The sequence below is a fragment of the Paenibacillus sp. USDA918EY genome (genome assembly GCF_009870825.1).
Lineage (GTDB): Bacteria > Bacillota > Bacilli > Paenibacillales > Paenibacillaceae > Paenibacillus_AQ > Paenibacillus_AQ albilobatus.
This window is the reverse complement of the sequence record NZ_WTWY01000018.1, coordinates 1-22,992: the sequence shown is the minus strand read 5'-3', so window position 1 is coordinate 22,992 and position 22,992 is coordinate 1. Positions and strand designations below refer to the sequence as shown.

At 51.8% G+C, this 22,992-nt stretch carries 17 protein-coding genes; 13 read left to right on the top strand and 4 right to left on the bottom strand.

The genetic code is table 11. From position 1 onward, the window contains the following. Window positions 1–71: 71 nt before the first annotated feature. Entirely contained in the window at window positions 72–638 is a 567-nt protein-coding gene (locus tag GQY55_RS25690; RefSeq protein WP_160044773.1) for an SMI1/KNR4 family protein, read from the top strand. Between the two features lie 136 nt (window positions 639–774). On the opposite strand, the gene GQY55_RS25685 is transcribed toward GQY55_RS25690, so the two are convergent. Next, complete coding sequence (locus tag GQY55_RS25685; RefSeq protein WP_236575860.1) at window positions 775–1,365, bottom strand: hypothetical protein; 591 nt, start codon at window positions 1,363–1,365, stop codon at window positions 775–777. A 139-nt stretch (window positions 1,366–1,504) separates the two neighbouring features. Between GQY55_RS25685 and GQY55_RS25680 the strand changes: the two genes are divergently transcribed. After that, window positions 1,505–2,368 (top strand): class I SAM-dependent methyltransferase, encoded by an 864-nt coding sequence (locus GQY55_RS25680; RefSeq protein ID WP_160044771.1) that lies wholly within the window; start codon window positions 1,505–1,507, stop codon window positions 2,366–2,368. 95 nt (window positions 2,369–2,463) lie between these two features. Here the strand turns inward: GQY55_RS25680 and GQY55_RS25675 are convergent, their stop codons facing one another. Both GQY55_RS25675 and GQY55_RS25670 read right to left on the bottom strand, forming a co-directional pair. Next, entirely contained in the window at window positions 2,464–3,123 is a 660-nt protein-coding gene (locus GQY55_RS25675) for a hypothetical protein (RefSeq protein ID WP_160044770.1), read from the bottom strand. Window positions 3,124–3,170: 47 nt separating this feature from the next. Further along, complete coding sequence (locus tag GQY55_RS25670) at window positions 3,171–3,503, bottom strand: hypothetical protein (RefSeq protein WP_160044769.1); 333 nt, start codon at window positions 3,501–3,503, stop codon at window positions 3,171–3,173. A 151-nt stretch (window positions 3,504–3,654) separates the two neighbouring features. Here GQY55_RS25670 and GQY55_RS25665 point away from each other — a divergent pair, with 151 nt between their 5' ends. The 11 genes from GQY55_RS25665 (at window position 3,655) to dhaK (ending at window position 21,287) form a co-directional block, all read left to right on the top strand. Next, entirely contained in the window at window positions 3,655–4,782 is a 1,128-nt protein-coding gene (locus GQY55_RS25665; protein ID WP_160044768.1) for a phosphotransferase, read from the top strand. 81 nt (window positions 4,783–4,863) lie between these two features. Continuing rightward, window positions 4,864–5,382, top strand: coding sequence for a phosphotransferase-like protein (locus tag GQY55_RS25660; protein ID WP_160044767.1), 519 nt, complete (start codon window positions 4,864–4,866; stop codon window positions 5,380–5,382). Between the two features lie 25 nt (window positions 5,383–5,407). Next, a complete protein-coding gene (locus GQY55_RS25655) occupies window positions 5,408–5,866 on the top strand; it encodes an NUDIX domain-containing protein (RefSeq protein WP_160044766.1) in 459 nt (152 codons plus the stop codon). A gap of 174 nt (window positions 5,867–6,040) precedes the next feature. Continuing rightward, window positions 6,041–6,487 carry a GNAT family N-acetyltransferase gene (locus tag GQY55_RS25650; RefSeq protein ID WP_160044765.1) on the top strand — a complete coding sequence of 149 codons (447 nt, stop codon included), beginning with the start codon at window positions 6,041–6,043 and terminating at the stop codon, window positions 6,485–6,487. Window positions 6,488–6,820: 333 nt separating this feature from the next. Continuing rightward, window positions 6,821–7,735 (top strand): ABC transporter permease, encoded by a 915-nt coding sequence (locus tag GQY55_RS25645; RefSeq protein ID WP_236575859.1) that lies wholly within the window; start codon window positions 6,821–6,823, stop codon window positions 7,733–7,735. Between the two features lie 15 nt (window positions 7,736–7,750). Further along, on the top strand, window positions 7,751–8,629 hold the full coding sequence (locus GQY55_RS25640) for a carbohydrate ABC transporter permease (RefSeq protein WP_160044763.1): 879 nt from the start codon (window positions 7,751–7,753) through the stop codon (window positions 8,627–8,629). 68 nt (window positions 8,630–8,697) lie between these two features. Continuing rightward, window positions 8,698–10,245 (top strand): ABC transporter substrate-binding protein, encoded by a 1,548-nt coding sequence (locus GQY55_RS25635; protein ID WP_236575858.1) that lies wholly within the window; start codon window positions 8,698–8,700, stop codon window positions 10,243–10,245. Window positions 10,246–10,309: 64 nt separating this feature from the next. Beyond that, entirely contained in the window at window positions 10,310–15,955 is a 5,646-nt protein-coding gene (locus tag GQY55_RS25630; protein ID WP_160044761.1) for a discoidin domain-containing protein, read from the top strand. A 147-nt stretch (window positions 15,956–16,102) separates the two neighbouring features. Beyond that, complete coding sequence (locus GQY55_RS25625; RefSeq protein WP_236575867.1) at window positions 16,103–18,427, top strand: helix-turn-helix domain-containing protein; 2,325 nt, start codon at window positions 16,103–16,105, stop codon at window positions 18,425–18,427. 183 nt (window positions 18,428–18,610) lie between these two features. Next, complete coding sequence (locus tag GQY55_RS25620) at window positions 18,611–19,408, top strand: polysaccharide deacetylase family protein (RefSeq protein WP_160044759.1); 798 nt, start codon at window positions 18,611–18,613, stop codon at window positions 19,406–19,408. Window positions 19,409–19,526: 118 nt separating this feature from the next. Continuing rightward, the gene (gene dhaK / locus GQY55_RS25615; protein WP_160044758.1) at window positions 19,527–21,287 is read left to right on the top strand and encodes a dihydroxyacetone kinase subunit DhaK; all 1,761 of its coding nucleotides are present in this window, start codon (window positions 19,527–19,529) and stop codon (window positions 21,285–21,287) included. Window positions 21,288–21,387: 100 nt separating this feature from the next. Here dhaK and GQY55_RS25610 read toward each other — a convergent pair whose 3' ends face one another. Continuing rightward, complete coding sequence (locus GQY55_RS25610) at window positions 21,388–22,836, bottom strand: MFS transporter (protein ID WP_160044757.1); 1,449 nt, start codon at window positions 22,834–22,836, stop codon at window positions 21,388–21,390. Window positions 22,837–22,992 lie beyond the last annotated feature (156 nt).

Below are 22,992 nucleotides of genomic sequence, written 5' to 3'. Positions count from 1 at the left end.
AACCGGTGGAAGCAGCGTACGGGCTGCCGCATTTGAAGTTCGGACTTTTTTATATTAAAGGGGAATCTCCGATGAATATACGTGACTACATCAAATCAGGATTTGAAGCTTATTATGACCGGCACAGCGAGGTTTGGGAGGAGGGGTTTTGCGTATGGATGCGCCCCGGCGTGCCCGCTGCGATGAAAGCGGATGACAGCCAAGGGGAATGGTCCGTTTGGAAGCTGGTGCCGTCTACCGTCACCGCAGAGGATGTATCCGCGCTGGAAAAAGAGTTCGGCTTGACGTTTCCGGAATGGTACAAGGCTTTCATCTCAACCTATCATCATTATTTCAACGCTGTTCCGGAACAGGACACGAATGAGCCGCTCGAAAATATCCGGAATATGTACAACCCGCTGCTCTGCAGGTTTGGTTATCTTCCGTTCACATGGGATGCGGAGTACGGCTGCATTTGGTGCATCGACGTGGGTGGCGGACCGGACGGGGAGCATCAGGCGATTTACGAGATTGACCACGAAATTTTGTTCGATTTGGACGAAGTACATACGGATCGGAAGAAACTCCAAGAGCATCTTGTTTTTTTGTATCCGAATTTTAAAGCTTATTTTGACCATAACTTTCTGGAAAAAGGGTAAAATGGAGAGCCGTCGGGTCCGTGTTGGAAAACAGGACGCCGTCGGCTTTCGTTACGAAATACGAAGGATCGATGCTTCATAGTTCCTTTTGGCTGACACCGGGAGCACGTTATTTGCCCTAGGCAAATTTGCTTTTTTAGCGCTGTTTCTTCGCTTCCAGGATCAGTTTGGAATGTTTCAGCACTTTGACACGGTAGGTGCCCCCCTCCCTAATGTCAATCTTGGGGTCGGCAATTTCGTATTGCGTGCCTTCGCTCGTTCTGACCATGTCTCCGCCGCGCTTCGGGTTCCACTTGTCCTCAACATGGATTACTTTAATGATCGGGCCCTGCACGATATCGGCCGTCACCATTCCGAGCATGATGAGCGGGTATAGGGACAACAAGACGAGAAACGCCATGAAACCGAGGTCTGCTTTGGTCATTCCTGCACGTCGGCGGCGGATTCGATAAAAGACATATGTAGGAATGAAACTGAAGAAAAACAGTACGCCGCTGTACCCGCCAATGCCGATCCATAAATGCTTGCGCTCGTCGCCGCCGTATTTGAAAAAAACGACCAACATGCCGATCAAGCAGAACACGATAAGGGCCATCCGCAGCAAGTTTCTTTTTTTCTTGTACCAAGTACGCCCGTCCGGGGAGGAGGGATCCAAAACCGAAACCAGCGCGGTCAAAGGCACTCGGGCCGTTTTGATCATGAGCCACTTCCTTTCAAAGTTGATCATGACATGATTATAATCAACCTGCGTTTTGAATAAAATGGATTTTTAAAGGCAGCGGCGAATTTGCGGACGAAAGCGGAACACGTGAGGAACAATACAAGATCATTTCGTCATGATCATAAGGAATAGGGAGGCCGTACTAATGCAGGAAATCCGGAATTATTACGAAGGATCCCACGATAAAGACGCCATTCGATCCATTTATGGCACGGAACAGAATCTGAAGGCGAAATATGAGGTCTTGGAATCGTACGGCTTGCAAAAAGAGACATTCGAAGAGTGGTTAATCGGCAAGCTGAAGCTGACGGGAAGTGAACTCGTGCTTGACGTCGGGGCGGGAAACGGGAGATTTTCTCTGCCTGTCGGCCGAATGCTGAAAGGCAGCGGCGGTTTTTTGGCTGCATGCGATTTGGCCGAGGGGGTCATGATTCCTTCCCGGGTTCAAGCCGAAAAGGAATCACTGCCCGTTTTGCTTATGCAGGCCGATGCGGAGAACCTCCCATTTTTATCCAAACAATTCGATCTCGTGATGGCAAACCACATGCTGTACCATCTTCCGAATCTCAATCGGGGACTTGCGGAAATGCGTAGAATTCTAAAGCAAACGGGCCGATTGGTTGCAACAACCAACAGCGAAAAAGGCATGCCGGAGTTGTTCAAACTGCACCTGAACACGATGGACCGGCTAGGCATTCCTTTTGGCGTGAAGGAAGAGCTGATCACGTTTTCCTTGGAGAACGGGGAGCAAACGTTAAGCAAACATTTCAAGCAGGTCGAATGTTGGACGTACGAAGCCGGTTTTATGGTGAAAGAGCCGGAGCCCGTATTTCGATATTATGCGGCAACGCAGCTGTATCAAGGGCCTATGAACGACGAAAACCTGTCTAAAGAAGTTCGCGAAGCCATTGCTCCTTGTTTTCTTCAATTGACGGAAGAACTGATCCGCGAAAAAGGAGGAGAGCTCGTCATTTCTAAACCGGTTGGGGCGTTTGTAGGCAAAATATAGCGCAACGATGCTCTCTACAAGAAGCGCCTTTAGCTCTCAGGTGTTCAAAATGGTATGAATGTTATCATTTTTATGCCTGTTCTTTTTGTATGATCTCAATTAAAATCGGCCGGCAGCTCTAACGGGTCCCACTTTCCTCCCGTTTTCTGCGGTCCGGCATCGTTAAAAAAATTGCCGCGGAGCTCGTTTTTACTCTTTCCGAAAGCGAAACCTATTTCGATATTCACGGTGTTTTTCTTTTTTGGCCTGAAGTCTTTGAATTTATCCAGTTCAAAAGTAATACCAATAGCTTCATAGGGTGGATGTTTTTTAGGATTGCATTCGGACTTGGTTTTTCCGTAACAGACATTGACGTCAAACAAATGGTATCTTGGTCGCAATAACGAGTAATTCCCATTGATATTGCCTTCTACTTTATAGATATCCATCTCCCCGTGTTCCCTCCGGTTTTCGATTGCGGCAATGACGTACAGCATGTCCGGAAAAGGGTTGTTTTGCTGGTCCACGGCCCCTTTCACCATGAAGGCATATTGATAATGGATGTCGATGTCATCAGCGAGTTTCGAAATTTCATTCAAAGGCACTTGGGATACGGATTTGACCGATTTGATATTTTCAAAATTATAAATACCGTGCAATATGGCAGCCGGATCGACGTCTTGAGGGACGATTTGTTTTTTGGCAATGCTGCAGCCTGATAACAAGGCGATGATGAGAAAAATGATTAAAAGGCGATTTCCAAGTGACTTGATCATAAAAATCATAAGCTCCTTCTCAACAAGTTTGGTTGGGTTGGAAAAATTTAACGAAAAATCGGTTCGAAAACTAAATTAAACGAAACGGTGCAAAAACGCAAGTATTTATTATTCCGTTGATTGCAGTAAGGATGGTTGTTTTTGTGTTGGAACAGCATGGATGGTGTGGAAAAACCGTGCACGTTGGCTCCATCGATCAGTTGACCCATGCGGATGATGCGCTGATCAATTTTACCGGCTGGCCCGGAAGGCTGCAAGAGTGCTACAAGAGCGAAATAGACATATCGACCCCTCTTGGAGAAGGGCAATAAGATCTCATTTAAAGAAGAAATCAAACCGGAGGTTCCGCCAATAGCGGCAGGACTTCCGGTTTCGTTCATTTTCCTTGAACTTGGGTTACCCCGGGTATGCCTCCATCTCGTCAATGAAGATTAGAATAACGAGGGAGAAAAGGGGAGTTGCTGCAGCAAGGCGAATATCTCTCTTAGGCAAATATGTCCCTAATATCCTTAGAAGGAGGATATAACCTTTATGAGCGAAACAGGCGTAAGTTCCCAAATTAGCGAAACCAGACTGGAAGCAATCGCAAAAAAGATACTTCAAACGGACGACGGGTTCCTTTCCCAATGGGTCTGCGAGCCGATCGGGCCGAAGAACCGGAATTTCGTGACGGACGGGGTATACCGCGTTTCAGGCAAACACATTGTCAGGGGAGCGGTTCACGCATGGACCGCAATTCTTAAAATCGTCTTGGCCGACCCGAACCGGGACGATCCGGCCCACTACAATTATTGGCGCCGCGAGGTGCTCGCTTACGAGTCTGGATTGCTGAAAAGCCTGCCTGCAAGTTTCCGGGCGCCGGAATGCTATGCGATCGATGAACAGGATGACGGGTCCGTATGGTTATGGCTTGAGGACATGCCGCATGAATCCAAGCGCTGGGAACGGGAGGACTACGCATTTGCAGCCGCTAAGCTGGGGGAGTTTCACGCGGCCTATTTACTCGGCCAGCCGCTGCCCGATTTTTCGTGGATCAATCGTCACTGGTTGCGTTCTTGGATCAATGAATGCAAGAGATACCGCGATGCGTATCAGGAGCCCATGGTGCAGCACATCTCTGTTTCGTGTAATGGTTTAGTTTCTGTCATCGACCGATTCGCCATGGTGGAAACCAGCATTCCAGAATGGTTGGCGGCGCTGGAGAGACTGCCGAGAACGTTCTCCCATCAGGATTATTATGAATCCAATATTTTGCTGACGCCCGATGGCTTGCATGAAAGAAGCCCAACGTTGATCGATTGGCAGTTTGTCAGCATTTCCGGTGTCGGCGAGGATCTGGGCCGCTTTTTCGGATTATCCGTCAGCCGTGGGCAAATTCCGTCTGAGTCGTGCAGGGATGATCTTGAGCTTTTCATATCTTCTTACATCACAGGGTTGAAGGGTGCAGGTTGGTATGGCGACGAGGCGCTTCCCCGCTTCGGATGTCTTGCCGCCTTTGCACTGCGTGCCGTTTGGGAGGTGCCCAAGCTGCTGAAAAAGTTGGAACAGGACCCGAAGTCACCGGAAAGCCGAAAACTCATGCGGATCGCGGAGATGCAGATGGAGGCGGCGGAAGAAGTGGAAGCATTGCGGAGACGGTTGATGTTGAAGAAGATTTAAGCATTGATGTTCTATCGGTCTGCGGTCCGAAAACAACGTAAAATCCAAGTGGGAATCATGTTTTATGAGGAGCTAAGAGGAATGGGGAAAGGGAACATTATTTTTTTAAACGGCGTGACGAGTTCAGGTAAAACATCTATTGTAGACGTTATCCAATCGAGATCTGAGAAGTTTTTTTACGTGGTTGCCAACGATCTTTTCGAGCAAATGATCGGCAATAAATACTTGCAGGAAGATTACTGGAAATATTTGAGCGAAGCCATTTGGATGATGTATCATACCGCAAGGTTATTTTCTGATCTGGGAAAGAACGTTCTCGTTGATGGCATTTTAGTTGAAAGACCCGAATTGAAGCCCCACTATGACAAGGTCCGGGAAATTTTTGCAGGATATCCGTTCGATATCGTTGAGGTGTTTTGCCCGTTGGAAGTTTGCAGACAGCGCAACCGGGAACGTCACGACAGAACGGAAGATCAATCCGAATGGCAGAGCCAACTCATGGCGGATAACATACATTACAGCTGTTCGGTCGACACGAGCCTTTTTTCGCCAGAAGAATGCGCCGAAACCATTATTAAAGCATTGGTAATCTGTTCGTAAACAAGTAATCAAAAACGGAGGCGTCATGAAACCTATAAGAAACTCGGCAAAGGCGATCATTGTTCGCGAAAATAAAATATTGTTAACGAAAAACAGGGATGATTTTGGTTTCTATTATTTATTCCCCGGTGGAGGGCAAGACCCCGGTGAACAATTAAGAGATGCCGTTTACAGGGAATGCATCGAAGAATTAGGAGCCGGCGTAGAGGTCCACGATCTTGTCTATATTCGCGAATATATCGGCAAAAATCACGAATTTGCGAAATGGGATTCGGATATTCATCAAGTCGAATTTTATTTCAACTGTTCATTATTATCCGAGACGACAGCATTTTTAAACGGAACGAATCCCGACCAAGACCAAATTGGCGCCGAATGGGTCGAGCTCGATCATTTGGAAGAAATCAGAATCTATCCACAAGCGCTCACCAAAATGATCCGTCAAAAAGAGTCATCTATCCGCTATCTTGGCGATGTCAACTAGTTAGTCTCGGAATATTTGATGCGTTCAACAGTTTGAAGTTTCGCGTCCATTTATTGAAGGGAGTGATGTGGTATGAAAAATATCCAAATGATCAAAAGAGGAAACATGCACTAAACAGCGGGGGAGCGGCCGTTAAGTTTCCTCCGCAGAACCATCTTCGGGAGGGAATATTGAATGGAAATCAGACTTGAAGCAGTGTCGGCTGAAAACTGGTATGCTTGTACCGGGCTAAAGGTAAAGACGGAACAATTGAACGTATTTCCGGCTCCGGTGGTCTATTGGATCGCCGAATCCAAATTTATGGAACATTTCGAACTTCGTGCCATAATCTCACGCGGCAGCTTGGTCGGCTTTATTGTATTTTGCCCGGAGCCAGATGAAGAAGGAAACTGCTGGATACCGGCTTTCATGATCGATGAAAGGCATCAAGGCAAGGGTTATGGCAAAGCAGCGATGAAAAAATTGTTGGAACATATGCGCGCCATAAACTGTAAAAGAGTGATGATTGGACATCGACCCGAAAATCTGGTTGCGGCAAATTTGTACGAGTCGCTGGGATTTATGAAAGTTACGGAACAAATCGTGGACGGCGAAATCATTCGGTTGCTTCAATTAGTGTAAAAAAATAGCGCTATCGCACATGCCTATATTTAATCGCCTTAACCTTTTTAAGGCGGTTTTTTTTATGGAAAAGGAAAGTCGAGGAGGAGATTTGTTCACAGCTTGAACCTTTTGAACAGGAATCCTCTGAGCGGCCGGTAAAAGAAAAAATATGCGTATTCCCTCGTCCAACTTGCAAAAATTAGCATCCGCTTAAAAATTTTAAAGGCCGTTTCGTAAAATTTTTATATCATCTTAACAAAGTGAAATTTCCTTTCCGAAGCAAACCTTCTATCATCGTTGATGACAACGCTTACAAGGCGAATTCACATGTTGGGGGAGCGATTCGATGGTATGAAGGGTATGCTCAAGGAACTGCGAAGCAACCGGTGGTATTATGTGATGGCGCTGCCGGGGCTGCTATATTTCCTGGTGTTTTGTTATTTGCCGCTGCCGGGGATTTTGATCGCGTTTAAGGATTACAACTTCAAGGACGGCATATTCGGAAGCCCCTGGGTGGGCCTGAGGAACTTCGCGTTTTATTTTCAAGGCGATTATGCGTGGAGAACGACGTTTAATACGCTGTTTATCAACGCCAATTACATTGTTTTCGGGACGCTCATCGCCGTCGCCTTCGCCATTTTGCTGAACGAAATCCGTAAAAGCTTTTTTCGCAGAATGTATCAAAGCCTCATGTTTTTGCCGTACTTTTTTTCGGCGGTCGTCGTCGGCAACTTCGTTTACTTGATGTTCAGCTCCAAATACGGGCTGGTGAACCAGCTGAGGGATCTGTTGCATTTGGCGCCTGTCGACTGGTATTCCGCTCCGGGGTATTGGGTGGCGATCCTTGTCGGCGTGTACGTTTGGAAAAATACGGGTTATGCGGTCATTTTGTATTTGGCGACCATTATCGGCATCGACGATGAATTATTTGAAGCGGCCGCGCTGGACGGCGCCAATCGTTGGCAAAGCATCCGGTACATTACGCTGCCGCTGCTTGTGCCGACCATCACGATCGTCACGCTGCTTGCGGTCGGAAAAATTTTTTACGGGGATTTTCAAACGATTTACTCGATTGTCGGCGATAACGGGCTATTGTATCCAACGACGGACGTCATCGATACTTACGTGTTTCGGGCGGTCAAAAACGTCGGGGACGTCAGCATGCCGGCAGCCGTCGGCCTGTACCAGTCGATATGCGGATTTCTGTTTGTTCTCGGCTGCAATTGGGCCGTCAAAAAAATGAACAACGACAACGCGCTGTTTTAACGGAGGAATGATCGCATGCACGCACAAAAAACAAGGTACTCGTTTTCACAAGCATTATTTCATCTCATCGCGATCGCTTTCTGCGCTTTTACGACGATTCCGTTCCTATTAACGGTCATGGTTTCGATTTCCGGCGAATCTTCGGTCATACAGCATGGATATTCGTTGTTTCCGGACACGTTTTCATGGGATGCCTATCGCCTCATTTTCTCCGGAGATGAAATTTGGAGGGGGTATATGGTTTCCATCGCCGTGACGGCGATCGGGACCGGACTCGGATTGCTGCTAAGCGCCATGCTTGCCCACACGATGGCCCGGCAGAAGGTAAAATACCGGAACGGCATCGCCTTGTTTATTTTCATTACGATGATTTTTAACGCGGGGCTTGTCCCATGGTACATCTTCGTCACCAAATATTTGCACCTGAAGGATACGCTGGCCGCATTGATTTTGCCGATGCTCGTCAATCCTTTTCACGTGTTCCTGATCCGGAATTACTTCAAGTCGCTGCCGCCGGCGCTTATGGAATCGGCTGAAATGGAGGGGGCGGGACCGTTTTACGTGTTTGCCAAAATCATGCTGCCGCTTTCCACGCCGATTATCGCGACCGTGGCCTTGTTTTATTCGCTCGCATATTGGAATGATTGGGGACTTGCGTTGTGGTTAATCGACGACCGGAAGTTGTACCCGCTTCAATTCATCCTGTTCAAAATCCAATCCATGATCAATTACATGAGCACGCAGGGGAATCTGGTGTCGGGCAGCCAGACGCTGCCGTCGGAGACGGCGCAGATGGCCATGGTGCTGGTCACGATCGGCCCGATCATCCTCGTCTATCCGTTTATTCAGCGGTATTTCGTGAAAGGCATCATGATCGGCGCGGTCAAAGGATAGGTTGCAGCCGTCCGAAGACGGTTCAACATAGATAGCTTTTTTCTACTTAATGGGGGAGGTTCTATATGGTGACGAAAAAGAAGATGCTTGTTTCCATCCTTATCTTGGCGATGATGCTAAGCGGTCTGCTCACAGCTTGTTCCGGCTCCGGCGGTTCAGCGTCCGAAAAGGAGGGGAACGCGGGCGGGAAGAAAAACGAACAGGGCACGGGAGGAGAGAAAAAAGCGCAAGTCGGCGGAACCGTCAAAATCGTGCTTCCCGGCGACGCGCCGAAAGATCTGGCGAATGTGCAGAAAGCGCTTGAAGACAAGCTGAACGCCGATGGGCTGCCGTTGAAGCTCGAATTTACGTACTTCCCATGGGATCAGTATTCCAACAAGCTGAACCTGATCGCCGCTTCGGGCGAAAAATACGATTTGGCATGGACGCACGTAAGCTGGCTATCCCAAATCGTTTCCAAACATGTCGTGGCGCCGCTAGACGAGTGGCTTGAAACAAGCGGCAAGGACCTGAAGGCGAGCATTCCGTCGGCCAACTGGCTCAGCGCTTCGATCGATAACCGGATTTACGGCATCCCTACGCTCGTGCCGACGGCCGAAAACAACAACTTCTTTGCGATTCGGGGAGACCTGCGCCAAAAATACAACCTGCCCGAAATCCGCACGCTCGCCGATTTTGAAAACTATCTCGATACGATCAAGAAAAACGAACCCGGAATGATGCCGATCGCCAATGACGGCACCCGCGCGCTGCTGCGGGAGTTCGGCGACGTTTATCTGCCCGTCGGCGACATGGGAGCAGGGCCGGGATATGTGGATCCTGCGGATCCGGAGCTGAAAGTGCACAACTTCTACGAATCCGAAATTTTTAAAAACATCGTGAACACGAAGCGAAAATGGTATTTGAACGGCTGGATGCCGAAGGATGCCCAGGAAATCAAGGATCCCGAAGCCGCGCTCAATAACGGGAAACTTGCGGCCATCTGGTCCAACGTGCTGAAAACGACGGAACGGATCGACGCGTTCAAGAAAACGCTTCCCCAAGGGGATCTGGAGGACGTGTTCCTGAATCCCGACAAGCCGAAATACAATTTTGATGCCGCCTCCAACCTGCTGTCGGTATTCTCTACGAGCGAACATCCGGAAGGGGCCGTTGCCTTCGTCAATTGGTTCCGCAGCCAGCAAGAGAATTACGACCTTTTTTCTTACGGCGTGAAGGACGTCAACTATAAAATGGACGGCAGCGCCATTTCCGTTGAAGGCATCGGCGACCAGCAAACCTACAATCAGGTGTACTGGGCCTGGGACGATATTCGCCTAAAACATTTCAGCAAGCACGTCAGCCCGGAGCTTATCCAATCGCTGCAAAAATGGGATAAAGGGGCGGTTGAGGCGCCTACGCTCGGTTTCCGGTTTAATGCCGATCCGGTCAAAGCCGAAATGGCCCAAATCAACGCCGTCGAAAAGGAATATGTGGATGCGGCGTATGCAGGATTTTCGGACTATGATCAATTTTATCCGAAATTCCAAAGCAAGCTAAAATCGGCAGGAATCGACAAAGTCATCGAAGAGATGCAGCGGCAGCTGGATGCATTTATCGCTTCCAAGAAGAAATAACGGCTCTTAAGGTGTCAGTTCGCTCGTCGCATTCATTTTGAAAAATTGGGGAGGGATTTCCGAAATGCTCAAGTTGAAATCACTGGCCATTGCCGCTTTGTCCGTTTCACTTTTTCTTGGACAATTTGTTCCCGATTCGCTCATTTCTCCAAGGGTATTTGCCGCCGGCTCAGGGACCGAGACGCCGATCCCGGGAGGGGCGCCGCCGCAAGAAGGACGGCCTGAAGCCGAACAACCGGCGGCGCAAGAACCTCCCGGCGCTCAGCCGCCTGAATCAGAGCAGGAGCAGTCAGGGGAAACATCTCCCCCAGCCGAAGTCCAACCCCAGCCGATAGGGGAGGAACAGACAGCGCCGAATGCTGAGCAGGAAGAGGAGGCGGCAGCGCCCGGCAGCACCGACGCTGCCGTTTCCGGGATGAACTTGGCGCTCAACAAGCCGGTGACGGTGAGCAGCGCGCTTCCGCAGCATCCCGGCGCCTATTTGACGGACGGCCGTTTGGACCGCATGTGGTCCACAAGCGATACCGGATGGCAGAGCAGTCCGCTGGCCGACGAATGGGCGATGGTGGACCTGGGCTCCGTTCAGCCGATCAAGCGCTGGACGGCGTACCATGGCGCGGCGGGCACGTGGGCTACGCAGGATTTCCAACTGGAATACAGCTCGGGTGACATGAACGGCCCCTGGCAAACGGCGGATTCGGTGGTTGGCAACCTGGATGCCGTGACCGACCGAGTTTTGCCGGATGCCATATCGGCCCGATATGTCCGGCTCCACGTGACCAAAAAGACGGCCGAAGGCGTCGATTGGCCTGCCGTACGGATCAGCGAGCTTGAACTGTACGCGCAGGCGGCCGTGGTCCCCGTCCTGACGGCTGAGCCGCAATCCGGAACGGTCCTGCCGGGAACGCAGGTGAAGCTCTCCAGCTCTCCGGGCACGGCCGCCGTCTATTACACGACGGACGGAACCGACCCGGTGACATCCGAAACCCGGCGGCAATATACCGAGCCGATTACAGTCGAGTCCGATATGAGCATCAAAGCGGTTGCCATCGATGAAAAGGAAGGGGGGACGAGCGAGGTGGGGAGCTTTGAATATCGGGTTCTCACGGAGGATTTTTCCCAATATCCGAACCTGGCGCTGACAGCGACCGCAGAAATGTCGTCTCCTGCAGGCTGGGGCAATGTCGCCGGACGCGCCATCGACGGCAATCCCGGAACCTACGCCCAACCGGAGCAAAATGTGCTGTGGGACTTGACCGTCGATCTGGGCCGCAGCCAGCCCGTTAATTATGCCGTCCTCCGAAAAAATCCGGATCACGTCAATTACGTGACCAAGTTTACGATTGATGTGTCTGAGGATGGAAACCGATGGACAACGGTGGCCGAGGAAACGGGCAATGACGATTTGAAGGACCAGGTGTATGGATTTACACCGACAAAAGCGCGTTACGTCAGGCTTCACCAGCTGGAGAAAGTCGGCATTGCCGCTGCCATATGGGAGTTTGAGCTCTACAACACGGCCGTCGTGCTGCCTGTGGAGGCAAGCGTCAAACCGGGACCGGTGATCGACGGCACAGCGGTCGAGCTGTTCGGCGGCCAGCCTGGGGCAACGATTTATTATACGACCGACGGCACCGATCCAAGGACATCAGATACAAAGACTCCTTATAAGGAACCGATCGTTCTACACGGCGAAGGTATCGGCAAAATAACCAAGCTGCAGGCCTATGCGGCCATGGAGGGAAAAGAGGATAGCGAGGTCAAAGCGTTCGAATATGAAGTCATACCGCTGTCGGCTGACCCGCCGCCGGGAGAGGTGGCTGCGGGCACGGTCGTCGCGTTGTCCAGCTCCGTTCCGGGAGCCTCCATCTTTTATACGCTTGACGGTTCCGATCCGTTGACATCGGCGACCAAGAAACAATATGCGGATCCTATTGTCATCGAAGACGATGTTACGATCCGCGCTTACGTCACGGATGGGACGAACAAAAGCCTTACGGCATCCATGACGTACAGCCTTTTGCGCGATGAAACCAACGTCGCGCTGAGCAAAGTGGCGTCCGCATCGTCGTCGCAGCCGACGGCTGGTCCTGCGAATGCCGTGGACGGCAAGGACGAAACCGCATGGATCGCGGGAAGCACGGAGCCAAACAGCTGGCTGCTGGTCGATCTGGGCCGCGATTACGAACTGACGGGTACGCAGATCACCTGGAATGAAGCGAAAAACTACAAATACAAAATCGAAGTGTCCGCCGACGCCCTCCATTGGTATCAGGCGGCTGACCAAACGGGGATCTCCGGCCGGGATCAGGTGAGAAAAGATCGCTTCCTGGAGACGGCCCGGCGTTATGTCCGGGTCACAGTTACAGGGCTCGAGCCCGGCACCAAGGCGGGCATCCGCGAATTCGCGGTTTGGGGAACGCCAAGCGATCCGATGCCGAACGTACCGGCCGGACCGGAAACCAACGGTTGGCCGCGGCCGGTCATCGTTCCTCTCCCGGCATCCGTGAACGGCGTACCCGACCCCGTCGTCAGCTTAAACGGAACATGGAAGTTCAAGCTGAACCCCGGCCAGGGATTCTGGCGAAACGGCACGGACACGTCGGATTGGAAGGAGGTTCGGGTTCCGGCCAACCTGGAGGTGCTCGGATTCGACATCCGCGGGCAGCAGGGAGGCGACTGGTTCCCTGACCGCAACATTGAACACGCATATCAGAAAACGGTCGACATTCCCGAAACCTTTCAAAGCAGCAAGGTGATGCTCCGTTTCGAAGCGGCATTCAATTACGCGCGCGTTTGGGTTAACGGCCATTTGGTCCGTCAGCATCGTGGAGGGTTCACGACCTTTGACGCCGACATTACGGAATACGTTACCCCCGGCGAACCCGCAACGATCACCGTAGGCATAACGGCGGAAACGGGATTTATCGAATACCAGCACGTCCGCGGTTTAGTCGGGCAGGTACAGCTGTTTGCGCTTCCTGTCGATCATATGACCCGGCTGCAGACGGAAACCGAATTTGATGCCGCCTATTCGGACGCGATTTTAAAAGTTTCGGCAGGCATGGCGCTGGAGGAAGCGAAGCAGGGGGAAGTTAAGCTGCAGCTTACTGATCCGGACGGGAAAGAGGTGCCGATTCAACCGTCCGTCATATCCGTGACGGGAGATCAGCCGGAAGCATCAATCCAAATTCCGGTCGCCAAGCCCGCCAAATGGGATGCCGAGCATCCGCGGCTCTATACGTTAAAAGCCACGGTCATGGCAGACGGCAAACCCGTGCAAACCGTGATCCGCAAGGTCGGCTTCCGGTCGATTAAAATGGACGGCAACACCATGCTGGTAAACGGGAAAGTCGTGAAGCTGCGCGGCGTGGATTGGCATCAGTCTTCCCCGCTCATCGGCGTCGCCGCCGATCCGGAGCATGATCGCGAGTCGCTTGTTAAGCTAAAGGAAGCCAATGTCAATTACATTCGCGCATCCCATTGGCCGCAGTACGAATACGTGCTGGATCTGGCCGACGAGCTCGGCTTTTACGTCGAACAGGAAAACTCGGTCATGTTCGTTAGCGACGGCAGGGCCAGCGATCCCAAATATTTAAACAATTATACGGGCCAGTTCTCTGAAACAATCGAGAAAGACCGCAGCCATCCAAGCATCGTAATCTGGTCCATCGGCAATGAAAGCGCGTGGGGGAGCAATGTGGCTGCCACACATGATTACGTCAAGGCGGTCGATCCGTCACGTCCCGTGAAGTTCAGCTGGGGGTTCAACGCTCCGGCCGGGTATACCGACTTGTTCAGCATTCATTACACTCCTTACGGCCATACTTTCGGCGCGCATGATAAACCGGAGCTGTATGACGAATATGCTCATGGATATGTCTATTATGGCGACTGGATCGACGACGATCCGGCATATCGGGATTTCTACGGCACCGCACTCCACCGGTTGTGGGATGATCTATATGAGACGCCGGGCGTACTCGGCGGAGCCATATGGCACTCGCGCGATCTCCGCTTTTATGGTCCGAACGGGATCTGGCCGGGCTTCCTGGTCAACTGGGGCATCCTCGACGAATGGAACAGGGAAAAGCCGGAGTACTGGAACGTCAAAAAAGCTTATTCGCCCGTAAGGATTAACGCCGATACATTTCCGAACCCGGGAGCCGGCAAACCGCTCGCGATCCCGATCGAAAATCGTTATAATCATACGAACTTGAGCGAGGTCACCATTGAGTGGAGCGTCGGGAAAGAAAAAGGAAAAATTCAGGGGCCATCCGTAGAGCCGATGAGCCAAGGGCAGCTGGCGCTTCCGGCAAGAAAGTGGAAAAACGGAGATGCCATCCGCTTGAAAATATACCGGGATGACCATACCGCAGCGAACCCGCTTGTTGACGAATACATGCTTACCATCGGGCAAAAAACGATTGTTCCGTGGAAGCCGCAAGGAAAAACCCCGGATATTAAGGAAACGACAGGCGACATCATCGTTACCGGCAAAGATTTTCGGATGGTCTTCAGCAAGACGACGGGCATGATCACAAGCGGCGAATATCAAGGGAAAACGCTCCTGACCGGCGGGCCGTATTTGGATTTGGGCTATACGTCGAAGCTGGGGGCGTGGACGCTTTCCGGGATCAGCCGGAGCATTTCGGGCAAAGAAGCCGTTATCCGCATTTCCGGCAAATACGGAGCGACTGGCGTGGATTTCGAGATGCGGATCGACGGCAAAGGGCTCATTTCCACGACGTATACCGTTGCGGACCCGCCGGAAACTTACGACGCCGTCGGCGTATCCTTTGATGCCGCTGCAGGTGCCGACCGGATCACATGGGATCGAAATGGCGAATGGAACGTTTATCCGGAAAGCCAAATCGGCAGACTCACCGGTACAGCTTACAAGGAACGGGCCGAAGGGGAAGAGAAATACGGCGTCAAACCGGATTGGCCTTGGATGGAGGATGAGAAGGAAGGACTCGGGACGGCGGATTTCCGGGCCTCCAAGACCAATGTAAACTACGCTTCCCTCATTTTCGGGAAATCCGGGAACCGCGTAACCGTCCAGGGCGACGGCTCGGGATCGGTACAAGCATCTTTGAACGCGGACGGTTCGGTACGCTTGCACATCCGGAACGGCTGGTCGCATCCCGCCGGGTTCCCCGGATGGATCGAAGCCAATCCGGTACAAAAACCGATTGCCATTAGCTCCGGATATTCCGGCACCGTCCGGATGAAGCTCACGGACCGCGATGATTTTGAGTTCAATTTCACAGACGCGCCGCAGTATTTAAGCGATATGGAATGGGCGGACGCAACAAGCGGCTGGGGCCGGGTGCGAAAAGATTGGAGCGTCGGCGGAAACGCGTTGACCCTGTATGACGGCAAAGGCAGCCGTTCTTACGAGAAGGGCTTGGGAACCCACGCCTCATCGGAAATCCGCTACTCCATCGGGGGCAAAGACTACAAGCGGTTTACCGCCACGGTGGGAATCGATCAAGAGAGCAACGGCGGGTCGGCCGTGTTCCAGGTTTGGGCGGACGGCGTCAAGCTGTTCGACAGCGGCGCGATGCATCGCAGCATGCCTGCCCGCCAAGTCGATGTCGACATTTCCGGCAAAAACGAGCTTAAACTGGTGGTTATGGATGGCGGAGACGGAAACGCCGAGGACCATGCCGATTGGGCCGACGCCAAGCTTACGCCGGCGCGATAACTAAAGCAGGCCTTCCTCGTCAGGGGAAGGCCTGTATCCTCGATCCCGGAAGATTCGACCGCCTTCGAATCGGAAGGATTCGGCCGATCAACGGCCAATATATTTAGGAATCAAGAACGACAGGGATGTGAAGCGCCGGTGAACCCGATGAAATGGAGATGGCATGTGCCGACCCGAAGCTTTCTGTTCAGATTGATCGCTGCCAACACGATCATTTTTGTTTTGAGCCTGCTCATTCTTTCGGTCGTCAACTACACGTTTACCAATATGATCAGCGAGAAGCAAATCTCGGAAACGCACCGGAAGCTGCTCGATCAAACCAATGCCAACATTGAAATGTTGTATGAAAGAGCGTTTCGGGTCGGGGAGCAGCTTCTGAACGATAAGGACGTGATCAAAAGCCTGTATGCGCTCCGGCTGGATCCGGCGGATTCGCTCGTCCTGGACCGCAAGCTTCACGATGCCGTCAATGCGAATGATTTTATCGATTCCGTATATTTGTATAACGGGGAGACGGAAAATTTCATCCATTCGATCCCGCAGGACGTTGAAATATTCGACATTGATCCGGAAGCCCGCAAGCTGATTCAGGTTCGAAGCGGACTGGGCAAAATGATTTTTCTTCCCCACAGACAGCAGTACGTTTATTCGGGCAAGCATTACGACAACCCGATTCTTTCCCTGATCTTCATTCCGTCCGATGCGAGGTCGGAGTATGCGATCTTCATTAATCTAAAACTGTCGGCCCTTCAGGAATTGTTTGACAAAATGGGCGGTTCCCCGGAATCCAGCTTTATGGTCACGAACAAAAACGGCATTTTGATCACCCGCAGCGACAAGCCCGAGGCGTTCATGGACGCCGCTTCCGGCGCCGAATTCATGGGCAAAGTGATGAAGTCGGGCAACGTTTCCGGCAGCTTCGTCGATTCGATAAGCGGGTCCAAATCTTTGGTCACGTATGCATACAACGACAAGCTTGAATGGTATTTGCTGAATGCGACGAGCTATGCGTATCTGACAAAAGGAAGCTTTATACTTCAGCGAAACATTATCATCATATCATTGCTGCTGCTTTTCGCATGTTTTGCGGCCACGATCCTAATGAACCGTAAATTATACGGCCCCATCGGAAACGTGGTTCAAATGGTCAAAGGAAGCCATCCGGTACAGGCAACCGGGGAAGCTGACGGCGGAACCGGCGATGAAGCCGCGTATTTAAGCGACGTGTTCAAAAATTTGATCGGCAAAGTCACGTCCCTTGAAGATTCAGCGGTCAAACACAGGGAGAGGCTGAAAGAAAGCCGTCTTAAGGATATTCTCCTTGGCGAGCCTGCCACCGACGAAACGATGAAGGATTTGCATTCCGCACTGCATGGCATAAGGCTGCATACCGGACCGATGCGGGCGGTGGCGGTCGTCGTAGAGAGTCCGATTCAAAGGGAAGGGAACGTGGCGGATACGGGAATCCGGCTGGTCAAGGATACCGTTTTCGAACTGGCGCGCCGCATTTTTCGGGAACGGGAAGAGATGGAAAAGGTCGATATCGGACGGCACATATTTGCAATTTTGATGCATGAGCCCGAAGACCATCCCTCGACCCATCGGCTGAACTTGCTGGCGCAGCAGGCTGAACGGGTGACGGGTTTCCGCATGAAAATCGGCGTGGGCAGCCGGGCGGTGTCGATCGGGGAGCTGGGGCAATCTTTTGAGGATGCAAGGGGAGCATTGGAGTACAGTTACGTGGACCATCGCCGAATGGTCTATCATTTCGATGCGATTCGGGCCTCAACGGAATCTTCATCTCGTTATCCCGTCAAATTGGAAAGGTCCCTGTTCGAAGCCATCAAAGTAAATGACCGAAAAGAGGCAGGAAGAATTCTCGGCGAATGGTTCGGAGCGCTGCGCCGCAACGCGCCGGCGGACATCCGTGCCGCGTTGCGGCAATCGGTGACGACGATTGAAACCGAATTCGGAACGATGGCTGATTTTACGCCGCTGCTAAGAAATTACGGGAAAGATTCGCTTTACGGCATCGTGCAGCATTTTGCGGAGCTCGAACGGGTCGAGGCGTTTTATGGGGAGCTGGCCGATTTTATCATCGAACAGTTGAAAATGAACCGGCACCAAGATCGCGCCGAAGTTGTTGGGATCGCCTGCGAATTTATCGGAAACCATTACCGGAGCAGCGGTCTTTCGGCGGAACTTGTCGCCTCCGAGCTCAACATTTCCGTGCCTTATTTCAGCAAACTGTTTAATGAGGTTATGGGCGTGTCCTTTACGCAATACGTGACCGATTTACGGCTGCATGAAGCCGAACAGCTGCTGCTCGCGACAACGTTAAACGTAAAGGACATCGGGGAGCGGATCGGGTTTCAAAACAGCTCTTATTTTATAACGGTATTCAAAAAGAAAAACGGGACTTCGCCCAACCAATTCAGGAAGATGAACAGAGCGGACCGTGTCGCGGAGTAGCGCTTTTATAAATCGGAATGATCGAAATTTTAAGAATGGCCTTTATTAGTGTGGGCGCAGAGGTTTGATCAACAAGGAGGGGACGGTACACAAAAACACGGCTTTCGGACCGATTTACTTCGCAGTTCGAATTGAATATAGTATTGGACAAGTAATTCATTTTTTGGGGGAGGCAGATCTTGAATGCGCATACAATTTGACCGGTTTCCGAATGGCGTGAACAAAGCGCTGACGCTCAGCTTCGATGACGGCAGGGAGCATGACCGCAGATTGGTAAAAATGCTGAACGATTACGGGCTCAAGGCGACGTTTCACTTAAATAGCGGCACACTTGGCAGAGAGGGATACGTCGATCCGGCCGAAGTGGAGGATTTGTACCGCGGACATGAAATCGCGGCGCATACCGTAAGCCATCCGTTTTTGGACCGATCGCCGGCGGAGCAAATCGTTTGGCAGGTCGTGGAGGACCGGAAAGCGCTGGAGGCTCTTATCCGCGTCCCTGTAAAAGGAATGAGCTACCCGTACGGTACTTACAGCGATCAAGTGGTTGACCTGCTTCGTTCCGTCGGCATCGAATATGCCCGTACGGTCAACAGCCACGGCTCGTTTGCTTTGCCCGAAGACTCGCTCCGCTGGCATCCGACCTGCCATCATAAACAAATGGCGGAATATGCGGAGAAGTTCGTATCTCTGGAGCAGAGGCATTCGCACATGGCGCTTTTATACGTATGGGGACATAGCTATGAATTCGAAAACGACCGGAATTGGGAGCTGATCGAACGGTTCGGCGAAATCGCCGGCGGCAGGAAGGACATTTGGTACGCGACCAACGCCGAAATCTATGCCTATTCGGACGCGTTGAAGCGGCTCCGTTTTTCGGCGGACAACCGCATCGTCCATAATCCGTCGGCGTTATCCGTCTGGATCAGCGCGGAAGGCGACCCGGTCGAAATTGCCGCGGGGCAAGTGGTACAGTTATAACGAACATGTATAGGACCATCTGATGCCATTCCCGATCACGGAAGAAGCGTGGCCTCGGCTATCTTCGTTGCTGACCGAATCGGGCTGGGCTTCAAACTAAGCAAAAGGATGCGATACGATGAAAAAAATCATGAATAAGGCGGAGACACTTGTCAGGGAAATGCTTAGCGGCCTCGTCATGGCCCATCCGGAACTCGAGTTTAACAGCAAATATAAAATCATCAAGAAAAAGGAGATGAATCCGCAAAAGGTTACGCTGATCAGCGGCGGCGGAAGCGGCCATGAGCCCGCTCACGCGGGGTTCGTGGGCAAGGGGATGCTCGACGTCGCGGTTTGCGGCGACGTGTTCGCTTCGCCGTCGCAAATCCAGGTCTATCAGGCCATCCGCTCGTCGGCGAGCGAAAAAGGCACGCTGCTTATCATCAAAAACTACAGCGGCGACATCATGAACTTTAAAAACGCGGCGCATCTTGCCGGCGAGGACGGCATCCGGGTCGACTATGTCCAAGTGGACGACGACATTGCGGTGGAAGACAGCCTGTACACCGTCGGGCGCCGAGGTGTGGCAGGCACGGTGCTCGTGCATAAAATCGCCGGCGCGGCGGCGGAAGCGGGCATGTCCCTCGAGCAGGTGAAGCAGGCTGCCCAAGATGCGATCGATAACGTCAAAAGCATCGGTTTTGCGCTCACCTCCTGTACTGTGCCGGCGAAAGGTACTCCGACCTTCGCGATTGGCGAGCAGGAAATGGAATATGGAGTAGGCATTCACGGCGAACCGGGCATCCGGCGGGAGAAGATGATTTCGGCGGACGAAATCGCATCCCGAATGGTGACTGCGTTGCTGGAAAGTCCAAAGATCAACGGGAACACAAACGAAGAGGTCGCCGTATTGGTAAACGGCTTCGGAGGGACGCCGCTGCAGGAGCTTTATCTGTTGAACCACGCCGTGATGCGCGAGCTCGACTCACGCGGAATCACGGTGTACAAGGTGTTCGTCGGCAACTACATGACGAGCATCGACATGGCGGGCGCATCCGTGTCGATCATGAGGCTAAATGACCGGCTGAAGCAACTGCTCGCTGCGGAATGCGAGACGCCGGCGCTGGTCGTCCGCGGCCCGTTCGAGCCGGTTCGTTATAGCGGGGCGGCGATCGAGGAGGCAGAGCGAGAACCGGGATCGTTCGGCATGGTTACCGGCGAAGAACATGCCGTCATTCGTGGCGGCAAGCTGTCGCTGGACAACATGATTTATCTGGTCGATAAAATGAGCGCAGTGATCATCGAAAACGAAGTTCCGTTCTGCGAGCTGGACTCCCATGCAGGCGACGGGGATTTCGGCATGAGCGTGGCGAAAGGATTCAAGCAGCTCAAAGCGGAATGGGACGACGTGATCTCCCAGGCAAAGGATATCGGCTCGTTCCTGGATGCCTGTTCGCTGGTGATCATGGAGCATTGCGGCGGAGCTTCGGGACCGATTTGGGGTTCGGCGTTCCGGGCGGCAGGAAAATATGCTGGAGTACGCAAGGAGCTTTCCGTTCCTGAAATTTCCGAAATGATGAGCGCGGTGGTCAAAGGAATCCAGGACACCGGCGAGAGATCCTTCGGACGAGGGGCGGTTGTCGGCGACAAAACGTTGATTGACGCACTCGTTCCTTACGCGGAAGCGTGGGCAAACGCCGCTGAAGCCGGCTCCGATCTTATCTCCGCCGGAATTACGGCATCCGAGGCGGCGGTCGAAGGCGCCAAAAAAACCGAAGCGATCGCAGCCCGGATGGGGCGCGCAGGGACAGTCGGCGACCGGAGCATTGGTTACCCCGATGCCGGAGCGTATGCGCTTGGCGTCATTTTTACCGGAATTGCGCTGTCGCTTAAATCTTAATCATTTATGAGTAGACCCTGCTTGGGTTCAATCCGACACCTTAGTAGCCAGTCGTGGATTCCATTCCGACGACTGGCTATTTGTGGCTTGAAAGGGGTGTTTATTGTCCGGCTCGCGGCTTGTTAGCCGATATCAATTTGACCAATCCGGCCGTAATCGCCAGGCACAAACAGATCAATATCCAAATCGCACTCTGAAAAGCGATGGAATCATTATGATGAGATTCCCGGATGGAATAAAACACGGCGGCTATGGCGACAATGCCAAGCGTTTGGGAAACCTGGGTAAACGTGGTCAGTACCCCCGAAGCCGTACCTGCGTCTTCTTTGGCGGTTTTGGCGAGAATGCTTTGAATGAGGAGCGGTGCAATCATCCCTTGGCCGACACCTGCGAAAAACAAAGCGGCAGCCAATGCAGGTACAGAAGTTTCGCCGCTTGATAATCGTATGATTGCAATTATTGCAACATAACTCAAGAACATAATGATTACCCCGGCGTAAACGATATTGATCGAAAATTTGCGGACAAGCCGGGGAGTGAGCATTGAAAAGACGGCAAAGCCGAATCCAAGCGGAAGAAAGGTCATGCCCGACAAATAAGGTTCGAGTCCAAGCCCCTGCTGCAAGTATAACGTGAGAACATAATACAATCCCGCATTGCCCGAGTAATATGCCAAAATGACGATCATGCCGAAATTAAAGGCTGAATTTTGAAATAACTTCAAGTCGATCAAAGGAGATTTGTTTTTTTGCTTTAATCGGTTTTCATATTGGAGGAAAAACGATAGGACCAGAATCGACACAGCGAGCGATACCCAGGTCCATGCCGGCCACCCCAGATCGCTTCCGCCGATGAAAGGATACACAAAAAGGAGAAGTCCTGCCGTGATGAGAATAACCCCGATCGCATCAATTCGCTTCGCTTTTTCCAAAACCGTTTCCTGCAGAATGAATACAGCCCCCAGAATGGCTGCAATGCCAAACGGAATGTTAATGAAAAAAACATTTCGCCAGCCCATGTCGAGCATATTCCATTCGATTAGCAAACCGCCGATGATCTGACCGGCAACCGACGCTATTCCGATGACGGCCCCATATATTCCGAGCGCAACGCCCCGTTCTTTCTGGTTGGGGAAAGAAGCCTGGATCGTAGAAAGAACTTGCGGCACCATAACGGCTGCCGACACGCCCTGGAATATCCTTGCAGCAATCAACCAAGAGGCAGTATCCGCAAGGCCGCATAACAAAGAAGCGGCGGTAAATCCGGTCACGCCGGCGATAAACATTTTCTTCCTGCCGAAAAGATCCCCGAATCTTCCTCCGGTTACGAGAAGTACCGCATAGGCCAACGTATAAGCTGCGACGACCCATTCGATTTGCGCATCCGTTGCGGTTAGCCCTTTTTTCATTTGCGGTATCGCAACGTTCACGATAAAAACGTCCAAAATGGCCATAAACGTCGCAAACAAAACAATGGTTAACGACCACCATTTGCGCCGATCCTTATGCTGGGCCAAATGTACCGCATTCGTCGATAAGTTCCCTTCCATGAGGTAAGCCTCCTTTAGCTTTAAATTACAATACTATACCGTAAAGTAAATATATATTATTTTGATTTTATTACCGTGTCAATATGCAATTTCACGAAATCAAATCAAAACCACCCGTGTGAACGGGTGGTTTGCTCTGCGGCTGAAAGCCTTTGT

Coding starts and splice junctions, on each gene's coding strand:
- GQY55_RS25665 (WP_160044768.1), top strand. CDS start 3,655: ATGAGCGAAACAGGCGTAAGTTCCCAAATTAGCGAAACCAGACTGGAA.
- GQY55_RS25685 (WP_236575860.1), bottom strand. CDS start 1,365: ATGATCAACTTTGAAAGGAAGTGGCTCATGATCAAAACGGCCCGAGTG.
- GQY55_RS25675 (WP_160044770.1), bottom strand. CDS start 3,123: ATGATCAAGTCACTTGGAAATCGCCTTTTAATCATTTTTCTCATCATC.
- GQY55_RS25655 (WP_160044766.1), top strand. CDS start 5,408: ATGAAACCTATAAGAAACTCGGCAAAGGCGATCATTGTTCGCGAAAAT.
- GQY55_RS25680 (WP_160044771.1), top strand. CDS start 1,505: ATGCAGGAAATCCGGAATTATTACGAAGGATCCCACGATAAAGACGCC.
- GQY55_RS25645 (WP_236575859.1), top strand. CDS start 6,821: ATGAAGGGTATGCTCAAGGAACTGCGAAGCAACCGGTGGTATTATGTG.
- GQY55_RS25620 (WP_160044759.1), top strand. CDS start 18,611: ATGCGCATACAATTTGACCGGTTTCCGAATGGCGTGAACAAAGCGCTG.
- GQY55_RS25625 (WP_236575867.1), top strand. CDS start 16,103: ATGAAATGGAGATGGCATGTGCCGACCCGAAGCTTTCTGTTCAGATTG.
- GQY55_RS25610 (WP_160044757.1), bottom strand. CDS start 22,836: ATGGAAGGGAACTTATCGACGAATGCGGTACATTTGGCCCAGCATAAG.
- GQY55_RS25670 (WP_160044769.1), bottom strand. CDS start 3,503: ATGAACGAAACCGGAAGTCCTGCCGCTATTGGCGGAACCTCCGGTTTG.
- GQY55_RS25660 (WP_160044767.1), top strand. CDS start 4,864: ATGGGGAAAGGGAACATTATTTTTTTAAACGGCGTGACGAGTTCAGGT.
- GQY55_RS25650 (WP_160044765.1), top strand. CDS start 6,041: ATGGAAATCAGACTTGAAGCAGTGTCGGCTGAAAACTGGTATGCTTGT.
- GQY55_RS25630 (WP_160044761.1), top strand. CDS start 10,310: ATGCTCAAGTTGAAATCACTGGCCATTGCCGCTTTGTCCGTTTCACTT.
- GQY55_RS25640 (WP_160044763.1), top strand. CDS start 7,751: ATGCACGCACAAAAAACAAGGTACTCGTTTTCACAAGCATTATTTCAT.
- dhaK (WP_160044758.1), top strand. CDS start 19,527: ATGAAAAAAATCATGAATAAGGCGGAGACACTTGTCAGGGAAATGCTT.
- GQY55_RS25690 (WP_160044773.1), top strand. CDS start 72: ATGAATATACGTGACTACATCAAATCAGGATTTGAAGCTTATTATGAC.